Consider the following 18,460-nt stretch of genomic DNA (forward strand, 5'->3'; position numbering starts at 1 on the left):
TTTGGTAGCTTAACTATCATTCGTTCACAGCCACTCTGTCAGATTTACCATATTGCGCCGTTAATGTCACAATCCGTAGAATGACCTCAACTGCCTGCTGCATACCTTCTAAAGAGATAAATTCATATTTACTATGAAAATTATATCCACCAGTAAAAATATTAGGACAAGGTATACCATAATCGGTTAACAACAAGCCATGGGTGATATCTCGCATCGGTTGCACAATAGGTTTTAAATGACAGTCAATCATCGCTTGTTTAGCAATCTCAATAACATGTGGATGCTGGCAAACAACTTTATTCATATTGTAACAAATGTCATCGACCGTCAATTCAATGTAACAATCAGGATGCAAATCTTTTCCCAGTTCTTCAGCAATTTGGAACATAGCTCGCTTACGTTTGGCAAAGTTTTGCTTATCAAAATCACAAATAATGTAATTCATTTCAGTTTTTCTACTGTGCCTTTAATACCATTCAGATGATAAAAACCTTGATCCATTATGGTAGACTTGGCTATTTCATGGCTTGGGATCTGATTATGAATACGGGTAGCCAATGTTAAAGCATTTACCATACCCTCTTTAGAACTCTCCTTAAGCGTCCCTTTACCAATAATTTTTATCCTTACGTTAGCGATATTAAAATTCTCGTATTCAAGCCCACCAATTCCCCTTCCAAGCAAACTATAAGCCCACTGAACATTAAATTTTTCTAAATCAATATTATGCGCACCACGACCTATTTTAGCATCGGGTGTAAACACAATATAAATGTCACCATGGGGAATATTTTGCTGTTCTAAATGACTTATCGCCGTCATAATTTCAGCAATACCCGCTTTATTTTCTGCGCCTAATAAGGTTTTACCATCAGTCGTAATTATGGTTTTACCTATCATTTCATGCAGAATGGGAAACATTACTGGCGATAATACCGAATTACCAGTACCTAATGCGATATCTCCGCCACGATAATTTTCAATCAATTGCGGCTTAACATTTTTACCAACGAAATCAGGTGATGTATCAAGATGGGAAATAAAACCAATAGCAGGGACAGAATATTCAATATTAGCGGGTAACTTTGCCATTACACAGCCGTTTTCTAACAGCTCGCTAGTAGAAACTCCTAGCTCTAACAGCTCAGTGAATAATAACTTTGCTAATTTTACCTGGCCAGAGCTGCTAGGCTTAGCTTTTGTATAAGTCTTTGACTGACTATTAATCGCAATATATTCCCAAAAACGCTCTAAAAGCCTATCCATTTCTCCTCCCTCAATGAACTGTTATCGCATTATGCGGAAGGAATTAATGACAATTATTGCGTCAAATCAGCTTTAGCAGCATATACTAATAAAACAAACTAATACTTAATCAGAGTTTGATCTCTGCAACTAAACCGTCAATATACTTTTCAACAATTTTAGTTGCTGAACCATAATATTTTTCATCAAACTGGCTTTCAACTTGACTGGGCTCAAGATTTAATTCAACAGTATGAGCACCAGCAAGTTTAGCTTCATGGACAAATCCAGCGGCAGGATAAACATGCCCCGATGTACCAATTGCGATAAAAATATCCACAGATGATAAAGCTTGGTAAATCATTTCCATACCGAGTGGCATTTCACCAAACCAGACAATATGGGGGCGCAAAGGCTGCGGAAATTGGCAACAGTGACAGCGGTCATTAGTAGTTAAATCACCTTTCCAGTCAATAACCTGACCTGATTGACAACAACGAGCTTTTAATAATTCACCATGCATATGAATAATGCGTCTATTACCCGCTTTTTCATGTAAATTATCGATATTTTGCGTAACTAATAAAAAATTATCACCCAAAAGATGTTCTAATTTTGCCAACGCATAATGGGCTGCGTTGGGTTTTATATCCGGTTGCTGTAATTGATAACGACGCTGATTATAAAAACGTTGTACTAATTCTGGATCTCTCACAAAACCTTCAGGTGTTGCGACATCGTCAACTCGATGCTCTTCCCATAAACCATCCGTAGCTCGAAAAGTACGAATGCCAGACTCAGCTGAAATGCCGGCGCCGGTTAAAATGACAATTTTTTTTCTTTTCATCTTATCAATCAATTGTTTTTCACGGTAAAAAAGACAACAACGAAATCTTTGTCGATGTAAGTTTTTCTTTTTGCGTAACTTTCTAAGCCGGCAATGAAACCGCATCATAGACAGTATCCTTTTTCATGCTCAACGACCCATTACTTTTAATCAAACAATCGCCTCTTTTAGATAATAACAGCAAAAACAACAACAGTTATTGCCCACTTAAAATTCGCGCCGGATCTATTTTTGTTGCCCGTTTAGCGGGATACCAACTAGCGAGTAAACTTAAAATTAATGTTGTTAACATGACATAAAATACATCGGTAATATGCAGCTCAGAGGGTAAAAAATCGATAAAATAAACATCACCTGACAAAATAGAATGACCAACAATATTTTCTATATATTTAATAATAGTCGTTAAATTTAGTGATATAAAAATGCCAACTAGCATACCAATAAAACAACCCACCATTCCCGTTATTAATCCATACCATAAAAAAATAGCGCGAATAAAACTATCTTTAGCACCAAGTGTTCTTAATACCGCAATATCACTGCTTTTATCTTTTACTGCCATTACAAGCGTAGATACAATATTAAAACAGGCAACACCTATGACCAATATCATGGCAAGATACATAATACCCCGCACCATTTGAATATCGCTATACATGTAGCCATAATCCGTTATCCAACTTTTAATAGTGACATAATGGCCAGTATTGATACCCGCATCATAGACAACTTTATTAGCGGCAAAAACATCAGTTACACTGATCTGAAAACCGGTGATACCATCACCATAGGCTAAATATTGCTGAGCATCTTGCAATGGCACGATTGCGAGTTGATGATCTAACATGCCATTTAATTTAAATACACCAATAACTGTGACATTAATTCGATTCGGTTGCTGAATACGTAATTTATCATCATGATTAGGGATCATGATGGTAATATGATCGCCGGGCGAAACTTTTAATGTTTCTGCGACACCTTGACCTAAAATAATTTCGTTATTGCCTGGTTTTAATTTTTGCCATGCATTATTTAAGATAAAATCGGGTAACGAACTGACGGTTTGTTCTGATGATAAATCAACACCAGCTACCTGAATTGCTTTCAAAGCACTGCCTTTTTCAAGTAATCCGGTAAAATTAATATAAGGTGATACACCTACCACACCCGGAGTTTGTCGAACTTTAGCTAAATCAGCTTGCCAATTTAAATAAGGCTGATTGACTGCCGCAATTTGGCCATGAGGGACAACGGAAAGAATGCGATTTTTTAATTCACGTTCAAAACCATTCATCGCACTTAAACCAATAATCAACACTGCAACACCAAGCACAATACCCAATGTAGAAATAATTGATATCAATGAAACCAAGCCAGCTCTTTTTTTGCCTCGACTAAAGCGAAGTGCAATTTTTAAAGCACGGGGTAATTCCACCATGATTATTGCACTCCTATTAAGTCCGATCATCTTGTAAATAACCATCTCGCATTTCTAACTGATGCGTTAAGCGACCTGCAAGTCGCAAATCATGAGTCACCACTAAAAATGCCGTCCCCTTTTGCTGATTAAGCGCCAATAATAGATCAAAAATGACATCTGCATTGTGTAAATCTAAATTACCAGTCGGTTCATCTGCTAGCACTAAAGCGGGTTCGTTCACGATTGCCCGGGCAATCGCAACGCGCTGACGCTCACCACCTGATAACTCAGCCGGGCGATGATTTACTCGATGCGATAAACCGACTGCTGCTAGCATTTCATCGGCTTTTTGCTGCGCTTTCATGTGTGCCATTCCGCCAATTAATAATGGCATCATCACATTTTCCAACGCGGTAAAATCCGGTAGAAGATGATGAAATTGATAAATAAATCCCAACTCTTGATTACGTAGTTCTGCTCTGCCACTGCTAGAAAGTGAACTAATTTTTTTACCATTAAAAATAACATCACCACGAGTTGGTGTATCTAACCCACCCAATAAATGGAGTAGCGTACTTTTGCCAGAACCTGAGCTACCCAAAATTGCCATCATTTCACTTTTGTTGATAGAGAAAGAGATATTTTTAAGTACATTGGTCGCAATTTTGCCATCTTGATAACATTTACAGAGGTCTTGGCAAACTAATAGGGGAGAATTATTCATAACGTAAAGCCTCTGCAGGTTGAACGGTGGCAGCACGCCAAGCTGGATAAAGGGTGGCCAATAATGAGATAGCGATTGAAGATAAAGCAATAAATATAATACGGCCAGGATCAATAGCTATCGGCAATTCGATACCTTTGGCTAATAAACCCAGCATTGGCATTATTATATTAAGCTGGCTAGCGATAAATAGACCTAATAATGTGCCAATAAGGGTACCAATAATCCCAGCTCCAGTTCCCTGTAGCATAAAAATAGCCATAATTTGGCCGCGCTTTAAACCTAATGTCTGCAAAATAGCCACTTCGGACTGTTTTTCCATCACTAATAATGAAAGTGAAGTAACAATATTAAACGCGGCCACGGCAATAATGAGACTTAATAATAAGCCCATCATATTTTTTTCCATTCTAACCGCCTGAAAAAATTCACCTTTTCGTTCTCTCCAATCCTTCCATATCATACCTACCGGTAACGTTTGTTCACTCAAGCTATCCACAGTTAATGGTGAGTCAAGATAAAGACGCCAACCCGTAATATTACCGATTGGATAACGCATTAATCGTGCTGCGTCCTGCTGATTAACCAACAATTCGCTATTATCGGCTTCACCTTGGCTAGCAAAAACGCCGGCTACAGTGAATAAACGCTGACTGGGTATTCTGCCCATTGGGGTAAGCTGACTAACACCAGGCACTATTAATCTCAATTGATCACCTCGCTTTACCTCCAATTGTTCAGCCAATTTTATGCCTAAAATAACATGGTAACTGCCGGCGGTTAATACTGTCGGATCAACATCTTGCAAATGTTTTAATAAAGGCTCGCTCGACGCTTCATCAACGCCAATCATGACCGCAACCCCCACATTTTGCCGGCTTTGTAATACCACATCACTTTCCACAATTGGCGCAATGCGATCGATTCCCTGTAGATAGGTTACATTTTTTGCTGGATATTCACTGGGATTGAGATTTCCTTTAGGTGTCGTTAAAATAGCCTGTGGCATGTATGCCAAAATACTCTGCTGTAATGAACGTTCAAAACCATTCATAACAGCAGTCACAGTAATTAATGCCATAACGCCTAGTGCAATGCCAATTGTAGATAAACTCGATACGAACCGACCAAAGCGGTCACCTGTTCGTCCACGCATGTAACGTAGACCAATATAAAAGATAACAGACTGAGACATGAAATCCGATATACCTCTGTTGCCAAAGCAAAGTGTTTGGCGATAATAAAGGGTAGCGTTACTGAATGGAACCACCCTAAGCCAATGTTTTACGATTTTTTATATCTAACTTAATAGATTAGACTATTTTTCGTTTGTTTTAGTGTCAACAAAACAAGTATTACAATTTCTATCAATGAGAATCAATTAATCCTTATGTCGGCAAAATATTATTACCAACTACCCAAACAAAAAGGTGATACTCGCCATTTGGGGTGTCTAATTGGCGCGGCGGCCGCTGTTGAGTGTGCTGATATTGTCGAACGCCATCCGGGTCTTGTTGTTTTGATCGCTCAAGATACGCATAATGCCTTAAAATTATGTGATGAAATACAACAATTTTCTTCCCATTCAGTGACAATGCTATCGGATTGGGAAACTTTGCCTTATGATAATTTTTCGCCACATCAAGAAATTATTTCAGTGCGGTTAGCCAATCTTTATCGACTGCCAACCCTGACAAAAGGTTTATTAATTGTTCCGGTTAATACCTTAATGCAAAAAGTTTGCCCTATTGATTTTCTAACCAGTAATGCCCTGGTTATGCAAAAGGGAGATAAACTTTCACGTGAAAAATTACGTAATAATCTTGATAAAGCCGGTTATCGACACGTTGAACAAGTGCTGGAACATGGAGAATATGCTACTCGTGGCGCGTTACTTGATCTGTTTCCAATGGGCAGTGACTACCCTTATCGGATTGACTTTTTCGGTGATGAAATCGACAGCTTAAGAACTTTTGATGTTGATAACCAACTTACTATAAGCGAAGTTGAGCAGATAAATTTACTGCCAGCTCACGAATTCCCCACAGATGATAAAGCGATTGAGTTATTCCGTAGCCAATGGCGAGAGCATTTCGACATACGCCGCGATCCTGAACATATTTATCAACAAATCAGTAAAAAAATACTACCCGCAGGAATTGAATACTGGCAACCCCTTTTTTTCAATCAGCCGTTATCTGCGCTATTTGACTATTTCCCCGCTAATACTTTGCTGATTACACAAGATTTAACCGCGGCTGTTGATAGATTTTGGGCTGATACTTATCAGCGTTATGAGAGTCGCCGTGTTGATCCCATGCGTCCTCTACTATTACCTGAAACACTTTGGCTAAATAGCGAACAACTTAATCGAGGTCTTAAGGCATGGCCACGTATCAAAATATCCGCTGAATCAATTGCCCAAAAAGCAGGCCATACTAATCTACCCTACTTAGCCTTACCTGATTTAAGTATCAGTCAGCAAAATAAAGCGCCACTTGATAAACTCGATCAGTTCAGCAGAAATTTCACCGGGCGGATTATTTTTTCTGCACAAAGCGCTGGACGCCGTGAAACTGTACAAGATTTACTAGCACAGATAAAAATTAATCCTAATAGAATTAAAACCCTAAATGAAGCCAACAAACCAGGCTTTTATATCACCGTCGGTGCGGCTGAACAGGGTTTTACTAATCAGGATCAACAAATTGCCTTTATTTGTGAAAGCGATATTTTAGGTGAACGGGTTATTCAACGTCATACTGAACAACGTAAAGCTATCAATACCGACCTATTGATCCGCAATCTGGCAGAATTACGGCCTGGGCAACCCGTTGTTCACCTGGAACATGGGGTTGGACGTTATCAGGGGTTAACCACTTTAGCAGCAGGCGGTATTCAAGCCGAGTACTTAATGCTGAGTTATGCTGGCAATGATAAACTTTATGTGCCGGTTTCATCGCTAAATTTGATTAGTCGTTATAGTGGCAGCAGCGATGAAAATGCGCCACTACATAAATTAGGTAACGATGTTTGGACGAAAGCCAAACAAAAAGCGGCTGAAAAAATTCGTGATGTTGCAGCAGAACTGTTAGATATCCACGCTCAACGTAGTATAAAGCCGGGTTTTGCTTTCAAACACGATAAAATGCAATATCAACTTTTTTGTCAAGGTTTTCCCTTCGAAACAACCGTTGATCAGGAACAAGCAATTAATGCCGTGTTAAGTGATATGTGCCAACCAATTGCTATGGATCGCTTGGTCTGTGGTGATGTTGGCTTTGGTAAAACCGAAGTGGCAATGCGAGCAGCATTTCTGGCAATAACCAATAATCAACAAGTAGCCGTATTGGTGCCAACAACGCTGCTAGCACAACAACATTTTGATAATTTTCGCGACCGTTTTGCTAACTGGCCGGTACGGATTGAAATGCTGTCTCGCTTTCGTAGTGCAAAAGAGCAACAACAGATTATTAACGCAGCGGCTGAAGGCAAAGTTGATATCTTAATTGGTACCCATAAATTATTGCAAAATGATATCCGCTGGCATGCACTCGGGTTATTAATTATTGATGAAGAGCATCGTTTCGGTGTTCGTCATAAAGAGTTAATTAAATCGATGCGAGCGAATGTTGATATTCTCACATTAACGGCAACACCTATTCCTCGAACCCTCAATATGGCAATGAGTGGCATGCGTGATCTGTCTATTATTGCTACCCCTCCTTCTCGTCGATTATCCGTTAAAACCTTTGTTCGTCAATATGATGACTTAATTGTGCGGGAAGCCATTTTGCGTGAGATATTGCGCGGTGGACAAGTTTACTATCTATTTAATGATGTAAAATATATTGAAAAAGCCAAAGAGCGTTTGGAGTCGTTGGTACCTGAAGCGCGTTTTGTAATTGGCCATGGGCAAATGCGTGAAAGAGAGCTGGAGCGTGTGATGACCGATTTCCATCGGCAGCGGTTCAATGTATTAATTTGCACCACCATTATTGAAACGGGCATCGATATTCCTAGCGCTAATACTATCATTATTGAACGCGCAGATCATTTTGGTTTAGCGCAATTACATCAATTACGTGGCAGAGTTGGTCGTTCTTACCATCAAGCTTATGCATATCTTTTAACGCCACATCCTAAAGCGATGACCATCGATGCGCAAAAACGGCTTGAAGCGATCGCAGCGCTAGAAGATCTTGGCGCTGGCTTTGCATTAGCAACCCATGATCTAGAAATTCGGGGCGCAGGGGAGTTGCTTGGTGCAGAACAAAGTGGGCAGCTGACTACTATCGGATTTACACTTTATATGGAACTACTCGAAAATGCTGTTGAGGCATTAAAGCAAGGCAAAGAGCCTTCTTTAGAAGAGCTAACCCGCCAACAGACTGAAATTGAGTTAAGAATGCCGGTATTGCTGCCGAATGATTATATCCCTGACGTCAATCTCAGATTATCTTTTTATAAAAGAATAGCCAGCGCCAAACATGACAAAGAGCTTGATGAGTTAAAAATTGAACTTATCGATCGTTTTGGTAATCTGCCCGATGCAGGCAAACAATTACTACAATCTACTGCCATCCGAATGCATGCGCAAGCATTAGGCATTAAACGCATAGAAGCGCATGAAAAAGGTGGATTTATTGAATTTAGTGAACAAAATAGAGTAAACGCCACTTTTCTTATCGCCTTACTACAAAACTCACCAGAGGTTTATCGACTAGATGGCCCTAATAAATTGAAATTTATTAAACCATTAATTACTTATGCTGAAAGGCTCACTTTCGTTAGCCAATTAATAGCCGATTTTCAATCACATCAAGTATAAATTAATTCATTGCGTCTTATTTTAATTAAATAAGACGCAATGGTTAATATCAAATCTAGCGTTATTAAGCGTGTTCAGCGTAAATTAGTGTAATTTTAATCGAGGTCGAATGATACGATTAATACTACCCACTAACATCATCAATCCCGTTTTAATATAACCGTGTAATGCTATCTGATGCATGCGATAAAGTGAAATATAGACTAGTCGAGCGATTTTCCCTTCAACCATCATATTTCCACGCACTAAATTTCCCATCAGGCTGCCAACGGTACTAAAACGAGACAATGAGACTAAAGAGCCATAATCTTTATAGACATACTCTTTCAACTCTTTACCTTCTAGTAATGCCAGGATATTTTTATAACATAAAGTCGCCATTTGATGAGCAGCTTGTGCCCGCGGAGGCACAAATCCACCCTCTTTTTTAGGACAAGAGGCACAATCACCAATGGCAAAAATAGTACTATCGAGTGTAGTTTGTAGTGTTGGTTTAACGACCAATTGATTAATTCGATTGGTTTCTAAACCGCCAATTTGTTGCATAAAATCAGGTGCTTTAATACCAGCCGCCCAAACCATAAGATCAGCGTTAATTTTTTCTGCCGATTTTGTGTTGAGGCCATCAGCATCGGCTCGGGTTACCATGGTTTGTGTTAAAACACGCACACCCAATTTGGTTAATTCATGATGAGCAGCGGTAGAGATCCGTATAGGCAAAGCCGGTAAGATGCGTTCTCCTGCCTCAACCAGGGTTACGTTAAGTGCTTCCTTATCTAAGCCTTCAAAACCATAACTAGTTAATTGCTCGATAGCATTATAAAGTTCAGCAGACAATTCCACCCCGGTTGCGCCACCACCAACAATCGCGATATTGATCTTATCATCCGGTTTATGTCGCACCGAGTAACTGAGAAATAAATTTAACATTTCATCATAAAAACGATGCGCTTGCTTAGGGTTATCTAAGAAAATACAATGTTTTTTTACACCGGCAGTACCAAAATCATTAGACACACTGCCTAACGCCATGACTAAAATATCAAAATCTAGCTGTCGTTCAGGAACTAATAATTGCCCTTCTTTATCATGTATCGCTGCGAGTTTGATGGTTTTATTTTCACGATCTATATCTATCAAACTACCTAATTGAAAATGAAAATAGTGATTACGGGCATGGGCCAAATAACTCAGTGCATCAACACCGTCGTCTAAAGAGCCAGCCGCAACTTCATGCAGTAATGGTTTCCACAAATGGCTTTGATTACGATCAACTAATATAATTTCAGCTTGATTCTTGCGCCCTAATTTAGTTGCAAGTTCTAATCCTCCTGCCCCACCACCGACAATAATAATCTTGGTTTTTGGCGTCATCATAACTACCTTATCCTAAAATAATTTTTTCTTATTTAAATATATATTTGATATTAGCTTTTAAATAGCATAATTTTTCAAAAAATGTTTATTTTACCTACAGAATAACATAGTTGATTATTTGCTCATACCTAAATTGATTAAAATCAATTTAGCTGGTTATTTTACATCATTACTTATTAATAATAAATAAAACAAAATACTGTCATTGTTGATAATAACAAAAGCTAACTATCTAATTACTATTTATTAATAATCGTGTTTATATCGTTGTTGCAACACTAAAATCGAGATCAATATTAAAGTTAGGTAGATAAGTCATTAAATCGATGCTGCCATTTTCCCCATTAGAATCAAACGCAGCTATAAAATCAATTAAACTATCAAGTTGTCTATTATTAAGCGTTTCTCCCTGCCCGATCGCAGCGTTAATAACAACATTTTGTTGATCATAATCTTCGATTAATATGCCAGATAAACCATCAGCAGAGAGATACGATCGATTGCCATTGTGATCAACAATCTGATAATCAGCAATCCTTTTATCCTGTAAAATAATGGTATCTTTACCACCATTATTAATAATGGTAACGTAGCCATTAAGCTGATTAATAAAAATAATATTGTTACCTTTTCCCGCCGCTAAAGTCACATTTCCGCCGGTAGAGATAAGAATATCATCGCCATCACCGCCATAAAGTGCATCATCACCCTCACCATCGAGCAGAATATTGTTACCTGCCTTTACCGTAATGATATCATTCCCTTTTCCGCCTTTTATAATATGTCCTTTTTCACTAACATCAGTAACAATATCATTACCATCACCGGCATCAAGTAATTTGGCATTCATACGATAATCGAGTGGCAATACAATAATATCATCTTGTTCTGTTGCCAACTTAACAGGATCTAATGGTGCAATAAAGTTACCTTGTTCAGACAGAATTATATTAAATTTTTGCTGATTTTTGTCCTGTATTAGAATATTTAATGATTCTAATCGCTGCCAATTTATAAATTTTATTCTGGCTAGATTATTTTTTTATCTTTGTGTACTAATTCATTATTGTCAAAGAAAAAATCATAACCACTATATTCAGCAAGATAAATAATGATTCTATCATTGTCAGTGTAATTTTCACTTATTTTGGCATAGTCAAAAGTAATATAAATAGAGACTAAATTTAATATTGATATATCACTAATATAATAATGATCTACTCCTTTGGTTATATAACAATAACTATCACTTTTTATATTATAAAAATAATTATCAAACCGATCACCGGATAATACCGTTCCCAACGCCTCAAAGGTAGTTTGCATAGGCCTAATATTATCTGGTAAATGATAGATCTTTTTATAAGTTTCTATGCTATTTTCAGCCAAATCAATGGCAACAAAATAGGGGCGAGCCGTGGTAACATGGCGCTCAAAACGCCTAACATACATAGCTTCATATAATATTGGTTGATCTATAAGTAAATTGACGGACTGAGGTAGGTAAGGTGCCAATATAAAGCCATCCTGAGTGCGGATATTATATTGATGAGTTAAAAAATGCTTACCATTATCATAATAACCATAGGCATTTTTTAATTTAATTTCGATATCACTTTTGGCAACGTTATTTAGTTCAGATGGCACAGCTATTTCAATTTTTAGGATAATATCACGATCTTTTAATGCAAATGATTTTATCTCATCTAACTGATACTCCAGCTCGACAATAGTTTCACCGTTGTTGCCTTCTTCATCAATAACCACGTTAGAATGATAATTGAACATAAGCACGCCTTTGGCGTGAGCATCGCGGCAAAGGCGCTCTATTTCTAGGCAATTCCCTTCTCGTCTTTTATACTCTGCTCTATGTACATCCCCAGACCTGCAAAACTGCTATTTCAATACGATGACGGATGGAACCTTTTCATCGAAAATAATCACGTAGATGAATGGCAACTACTCTCTGTCGAAAAGATGCTCGCCTGCAGCACCTGCGCTATGGGCGTTCGCCGTTATTGCTGTTCTTCACCTGAATGCTCTCATTCACGCTTCTTTTGTCAAACCTGTAAATCCAAAGCCTACAGTGCGTGTGGCCTCAAAGGCACCGAACAGTGGATTGCCCAGCAGCGCCATATTTTGCCGGATTGCGAATGGCAACATATTACCCTCACTATGCCTCACCTACTTTGGCCTTTTTTTAACAATAACTGGTACTTGCTCAACCAACGATACGGCGTTATGTCAGTCATATCCCTGCGCGACATTTTAAGATGATCCGTTATTACGGTTTTTTAGCCAATCGCAAACGCGGGTGCTTATTACCGAAGGTGTATGAGGCGTTAGACATGATATCTCCTAATGTGCCTGAAAAACCTGGGTTTGGGGCCCTTATCAAAGGTTTTTTAAATACTGACCCGTACCAATGTATTTTATGTGGAAACCGATTGCGGTTTATGAGTGCGGAAAAAGGAATACACGCCGTCACTTTACTGTCAGAAAGGCGGGATAAAATGGTCAAAAAACGATGGTTACAAACCGCAGCCTAGGAGCAGTGTGCCTATTATTAGGCTTTTAGATGATAATTTAACCGAATTACTGTTCTCATGGTTAATCAACGAGAAAACTGTCAGAATTTAATAGAAATATTAAGTTCAAAACACCTCCATTAATGCCTTACTGTATTGATTGAGATTCCTAACCATGAACAATCGAGTAAATTTAAATAATTGCTTTTGTTGGTTTGGGTTAATAAAAATTTGCTGTTCTGCATTCCATTGATTATAAAAACGGTAGTCAGGTAAAATTTTTATATGATCCATCCAGTTATAACGTTGAATAACATACCTATCAACACCACTGCCGCCATTCGCATAGCCCTTGGTTAATAAAAGCGCATCATTACCTTCACCACCATGCAATATTGCATGGCCGTTACCAGCAGATAAAATATTATCTTTTTCATTACCGATAATGATATTATGTGCTTTATCAGGCCCACTCGCATTTTCAAAATTATCAATAGACGCCACAAGCTGAGAAGCATTACTGCCACTATTAATAAAATTTTTCAGTAGATGTTGAGCATATTCAAAGCGCGTAAAAGGTCGCTTTAAATATTTTACACTGCTGTTTTCTAAATCAATATAACAGCCAAAAAAACTAGTATTATTATGTTTATTATAAACAGAAAAATCTGGCTCTATAAGCCCTAAATCTTGTTGAATAGGTAAAGTATTAATAATAATGCTATCATTACCTTCTTTAGCATAAAGATGTTTTATTTCATTAATTGCAAATTGCCTATTATTGAGAATAAAAATATCATCTTTGTTACCGGCAATAAATATTTTTTTTCCGTCATAAATTTCAAATCGATTGGCTAAGGTATCTAATCCAATAATAACATCATTACCATTCGCGGTATTAAAACTTACTGCAGAAATATTCTTTTTATGATAAGTTTCTGCCAGATAGTTTTCAATAAGATCATAATTATGATCATATGGATTATTTAGCGCTGTGAAATGGAGCACTTTTGAATTTTGGCTATTAGAGGTAAATATTCTATTTTGATTAATAACAATATCCTCAAAATTTGACAATATATTATCATGATCTTGTGCCAATAAAATAATTTCATCAGTAGCTGCATAAGTAGAAGGAATATATTCTTTTATTTTTACTCGCTCAACCTCATAACGATTGGGCAATTGTTGTAGAATTAAATTTACTTCTGATGTAGAAAAACGCTTTTTATTCTCTTCTATCTCAAAATCAATATTGTCATTTGCCCATAAAGTCGTTATTGGAATAGTAAATGAATTAATATATTTTGAAATTGACAGCTCTTTAATATCTCGATAGGTTATATATTGACCTGTTTGTTTATCTATTAAATGAAAATAAGGTAGTTCTTCAACCTGCTGTTCTTCTTCAATATAAAAATGTAAATTATAACCTGCCGGTTTAAGTATATCTTCAAATTGATTGCGCTGTTTTTCAAATAATGCTAGCTGAAAAGTATCTGCTATGTGATATTGTTGTAATCTATTTTGTATTGTATAAGTTAGACTCAATCCCAAAGCCGCTCGTAAACCGGTTTCAAATTCTTCCGCTGAAGTTAATTCAACCTTTTGTTTAATTTTCTTTACGATTCGTACCGCATTATATGTCATTCCGCCTAGCATTAATGCGGCACCAATAGCAATGCTAATAGGGCCAGCTGCCGATGAACCAACGAAAAAAGCAAACGCCGTGCCAACGCCAACACCTGCGCTTAGTAATGAAAGTGTACCATTAACTATCAGATCTTGACGAATATCAACAGCTTGCTCTGTCCTCAGTTGACTAAAATTCTCATAGGCATAGTAAACATCAAAACCTGCCGCGGCGATATTTAAAAACATAACTGCTCGCCCAGTAAACGTTCCAGCTACCCGATAACAACCGGTGGTTTTATAAGCGATTTTTAATAGTAACGGTTGTAAAATATCAGTACTAAAATTGGCTCCAGCAGCACTCCAGGCAATAATAATATTTTTATCAATTTCGCTTCGCTGCTCATCACTTAATTGCGGTAACTCTCGCTCCGCTAACATCATCTGGGTAGAGTTAACCAGTTGGAATAGGCCAATAGCCTGAGTACCATAACCGATTTTATTCATCATGCGGGCATAACGAGGTAATTTGACACTATTTTGCTGAAAACGTGGCCAAAGATTTCCATTTATATCATTAGACTGCTTAATATCTGATAGTCTTTCTAATAATAGAGCAGATGAAGCCAAATTTTGTTGATTGGCTAATAACGCATTTGTTGCATTCACCTGATTTAACTGTTGCTTAATTACGCTAACTAGTTTTGAATTCTGCTGTGAACCACTAACAAAAGTTAAATAATCATTAAGTTGTTGAACATCAAAAGTCAATTTATCTGGATGACGAGACAATAAATTAACTGACTGGGAGGTAACGAGTTTGTTATCAATCTGCGCACCTGCTTGCTGTAAGGTTGCCAATTGAATATCAATTGCGCCTATTTTTACAGTTAGTGATTGAGCTGTTGATTCGGATTTATTGGGTAATTGTGATATCAAAGAACTTATTTCATTCTTAATAACAGGATCAAGTTTGAGGCGATAAATATCAAACTCAAATTGATCTACAGCGTTTTTTGCTATCCCCATTTCCGCCGCTCTGGTCGTCTTATTATGGATAATAAAATTTTTAGGCAGTTCCACGGTTAAGTAAGCAGTCAATCCTTTACATAGTTCTGTCGAAATATTCTGTTTATCCTGCCCACTTAGTTTGATCTCGCCACTATTAGGATCAAATAAAGCATATTGATAATTATCTGCCTGTTGAATAATAGACAAAGTAAATACTAAATTGCCCGCTTTTAGTTGATATCTGCCTGCTACTGCCGTAGATAACCATTGCTCCAGTGATTGTCTGGTAATGTATTGTGAAGTGTTACCTATCATCTCTCTATGCTTGATATTATTGAACATATGGTCAAATTGCTGCAAAAAATGCAATTCTTCGCGAGTAAATGAATACTTCAATCTCTGTTCATATAATTTACGATGATAGACCAATAATTGATGAAAATTTTCATTATAATCAATAGAATATGCATATATAGTGCCTAAAGTCGCTGCAATATTAGCGGCAGAAATATTATGGTCATCTAACAAAAAAGCATGGGGAAACAACCTGATCCCCCCTTCAATATCTGAGCTATGACTAATCTGTTGTCTTAATTGAGAAAAATTGATAAATAAGCGTTTATGCCAATGATCACTTTTTTCTAATGCCAGTTGTAACGATAATCCTTCAAGACCACTTCCGGTAGCGAGACCGATCAAATCATTTAATGCAGTCTGTAAATGTAAATATTCAGGATAGTTTGCTATTAAACGTAATATTTCCCCCTGATTTATCTTATCAGCACCTAAAGCAAAATATTGCCTTAATACCCAGCGTGGAATGGTCACTTAAGTGATACAACACGTTATGATCAACATATATTGCATCCAATAATAATAATAATTCATCCGCTTGTTGCCATATTGGTAACCGAATATTTTTAATAAAGATTTTTTGCCAATGATCCATGGCATTAATAGAAATATAATAATTTTGTTGAAAAAAAAGATTTATCTTCTTGTTTATAACCGGATCATACAATGCTTGTTTAAGTTTATTTTCATCGATATTACCTCGCTTATCGGTGAAATAATTTTGTAAGTAAAACGAGCTTTCTTGTGTTGCCTGCCAAATAGAAATTTCCTTTAATGCGATACTCATCAATAAAGCTTGGGTAATTGGAATTTCATTTAATAAAATTTGCTTTGTGGTTCGATCATAACGGCAATTAAAAAAACTATCGTGATAATCTAATAAATTTTGGTTGACCAAAAAACTCTTTTTATGGGTATAAAATGTTAAAATAGTATCAATTTCAGCAGCAGAGAGCTGTTTTGCTAAACCTGATACAATCCAATCAGCACGAAACGGATTACTATATTGTCCAATTCGCGTAGTGCTAATAATAGATATTTCTTGCGGGCTATTAAATGATAATTCCTCTTTCAGACTTATTAAAGATTGTGATAATAATTGTGCGTTTAAACCACTAAATTCTCTACCTGATGGAGAAACGTGGCCTAATAACAACCAATGCTGCTCAGATTGAGGTTGAAAATCAGCCAAGCTACCATATTCAATAAAATATTTTTTCCGCTTCGTATCAAGTTGAACAATTAAAGTATTCTGCGGATCCTGCGCAGCAATTAATTCAGCTTGCTGGCGCGTAGTACCATCTCCAGCAAACCTTAGAATAATGATTTTTTTTGTGGCAACAGGGAAATGACTATTATCTGCTAAAATAAAATCTGCATTCACTTTTCGCCAAATAGGTATTTCAATTATACCATTTGCTCTTAGTCTACTTATTAATATTTGACTATCAAACATAAGATGCTTATTAAGCATTTCATGATAATATGATTTGAAAATTTTATAAGCTTCATTTTCGTAACTAACCAATCTGATTAAGTCAATATCCAATTGATCATTCTTATCTGCAAAATATTTTTTTAAATAATCATGATGTTCTACTAAAACAGTATCATCCAATACATGTTCATGATTAATATTATCTAATAGGACGAAAATATAATCCTGCTCATTGACCAATATAATTCCCGATTTTTGATGATATTGATATACATTTTTATATATATATGCAGGCAAATCTCGCGTTTGTTTGTCCAAAAAAGTTACTCTTGCCATCCTATGACCAGAATCAGAGATATAAATATTTTCTGTATAAGCTGCCATCGTTGAACTAAAACCCTTCGACCACAATGCACGGCTAAATTTAAACCCATTATCATGTAATATATTGTTATTAGCTTGTTTACAACTTAAAAAAATAATTTTTTTCGGATCATGATTATCAAATAGCTTAGACTTCAAATTTTGTAAACTAGTAGCAAAAAACTCCGGTGATAATTTATTAAAATATGAACCATGAGCAGTAATTAACCAACGGACATTATCTTTTTTTGCTAAAACTGTTGAATTATAAATAACCTGGTGTTTATGATTGCGGATATCAAAAAAGATCACAGTAGTATTTTCTGGATGCTTGTTTTTTAATCTTTCAACACCATTACTGATCACGCTATCATCCTGAATCTGAATAATGACTGTATGTTTATTATCTAAAACAGTATCCATTGTAAACACACTTTCATTATCCTCATTATCAATGACATAATCATGCATAAATAAAAAATCATCATTTTTCTTGATCAAATAAGGTAATTTTCTATTATTTGAAATTTCAGAAAGTTGCTGATTAATATTAATCGTATCATTCAACTCATAATAGATGATATTATCGCGATCATATTTTATTAATATCATTTCTCTTTGCAAATAAAATATGTCGCTCACTTCATTACTGAGAATATTTAGTATTTCATCGATAGATAA

Annotated in this window: 10 protein-coding genes and 2 pseudogenes; 2 read left to right on the forward strand and 10 right to left on the reverse strand. The window is 36.6% G+C overall.

Annotation, left to right across the window (positions count from 1 at the left end):
- Positions 1–16: 16 nt before the first annotated feature.
- The 5 genes and pseudogenes from pepT to lolC all read right to left on the reverse strand — a co-directional run bounded on the left by pepT (position 17) and on the right by lolC (position 5,440).
- Positions 17–1,269: pseudogene (gene pepT, locus ArsFIN_RS11400) on the reverse strand (peptidase T).
- Between the two features lie 109 nt (positions 1,270–1,378).
- On the reverse strand, positions 1,379–2,200 hold the full coding sequence (cobB, locus tag ArsFIN_RS11405) for a Sir2 family NAD+-dependent deacetylase (protein WP_026822748.1): 822 nt from the start codon (positions 2,198–2,200) through the stop codon (positions 1,379–1,381).
- 91 nt (positions 2,201–2,291) lie between these two features.
- On the reverse strand, positions 2,292–3,539 hold the full coding sequence (gene lolE / locus ArsFIN_RS11410; RefSeq protein WP_026822749.1) for a lipoprotein-releasing ABC transporter permease subunit LolE: 1,248 nt from the start codon (positions 3,537–3,539) through the stop codon (positions 2,292–2,294).
- A 16-nt stretch (positions 3,540–3,555) separates the two neighbouring features.
- A complete protein-coding gene (gene lolD / locus ArsFIN_RS11415) occupies positions 3,556–4,245 on the reverse strand; it encodes a lipoprotein-releasing ABC transporter ATP-binding protein LolD (protein ID WP_026822750.1) in 690 nt (229 codons plus the stop codon).
- Complete coding sequence (lolC, locus tag ArsFIN_RS11420) at positions 4,238–5,440, reverse strand: lipoprotein-releasing ABC transporter permease subunit LolC (RefSeq protein WP_026822751.1); 1,203 nt, start codon at positions 5,438–5,440, stop codon at positions 4,238–4,240. Before lolC ends, lolD begins: the two co-directional genes overlap by 8 nt.
- Positions 5,441–5,635: 195 nt before the next feature.
- On the opposite strand from lolC, the gene mfd reads away from it, so the two are divergent.
- A complete protein-coding gene (mfd, locus tag ArsFIN_RS11425) occupies positions 5,636–9,076 on the forward strand; it encodes a transcription-repair coupling factor (protein WP_026822752.1) in 3,441 nt (1,146 codons plus the stop codon).
- A gap of 84 nt (positions 9,077–9,160) precedes the next feature.
- On the opposite strand, the gene ArsFIN_RS11430 is transcribed toward mfd, so the two are convergent.
- The 3 genes from ArsFIN_RS11430 to ArsFIN_RS11440 form a co-directional block, all read right to left on the reverse strand.
- Entirely contained in the window at positions 9,161–10,453 is a 1,293-nt protein-coding gene (locus tag ArsFIN_RS11430; protein WP_026822753.1) for an NAD(P)/FAD-dependent oxidoreductase, read from the reverse strand.
- A 259-nt stretch (positions 10,454–10,712) separates the two neighbouring features.
- A complete protein-coding gene (locus tag ArsFIN_RS11435) occupies positions 10,713–11,351 on the reverse strand; it encodes a calcium-binding protein (RefSeq protein WP_026822754.1) in 639 nt (212 codons plus the stop codon).
- A gap of 131 nt (positions 11,352–11,482) precedes the next feature.
- Positions 11,483–12,241, reverse strand: coding sequence for a hypothetical protein (locus ArsFIN_RS11440; protein WP_026822755.1), 759 nt, complete (start codon positions 12,239–12,241; stop codon positions 11,483–11,485).
- A gap of 81 nt (positions 12,242–12,322) precedes the next feature.
- On the opposite strand from ArsFIN_RS11440, the pseudogene ArsFIN_RS28830 reads away from it, so the two are divergent.
- A pseudogene (locus ArsFIN_RS28830) lies at positions 12,323–13,002 on the forward strand (transposase zinc-binding domain-containing protein).
- A gap of 105 nt (positions 13,003–13,107) precedes the next feature.
- On the opposite strand, the gene ArsFIN_RS11450 reads toward ArsFIN_RS28830, so the two are convergent.
- Both ArsFIN_RS11450 and ArsFIN_RS11455 read right to left on the reverse strand, forming a co-directional pair.
- Entirely contained in the window at positions 13,108–16,452 is a 3,345-nt protein-coding gene (locus ArsFIN_RS11450) for a calcium-binding protein (RefSeq protein WP_026823850.1), read from the reverse strand.
- Positions 16,403–18,403, reverse strand: a complete 2,001-nt coding sequence (locus ArsFIN_RS11455; protein WP_135677735.1) for a C80 family cysteine peptidase — start codon at positions 18,401–18,403, stop codon at positions 16,403–16,405. Before ArsFIN_RS11455 ends, ArsFIN_RS11450 begins: the two co-directional genes overlap by 50 nt.
- Between the last annotated feature and the right edge of the window lie 57 nt (positions 18,404–18,460).

The organism is Arsenophonus nasoniae, from assembly GCF_004768525.1.
Lineage (GTDB): Bacteria > Pseudomonadota > Gammaproteobacteria > Enterobacterales > Enterobacteriaceae > Arsenophonus > Arsenophonus nasoniae.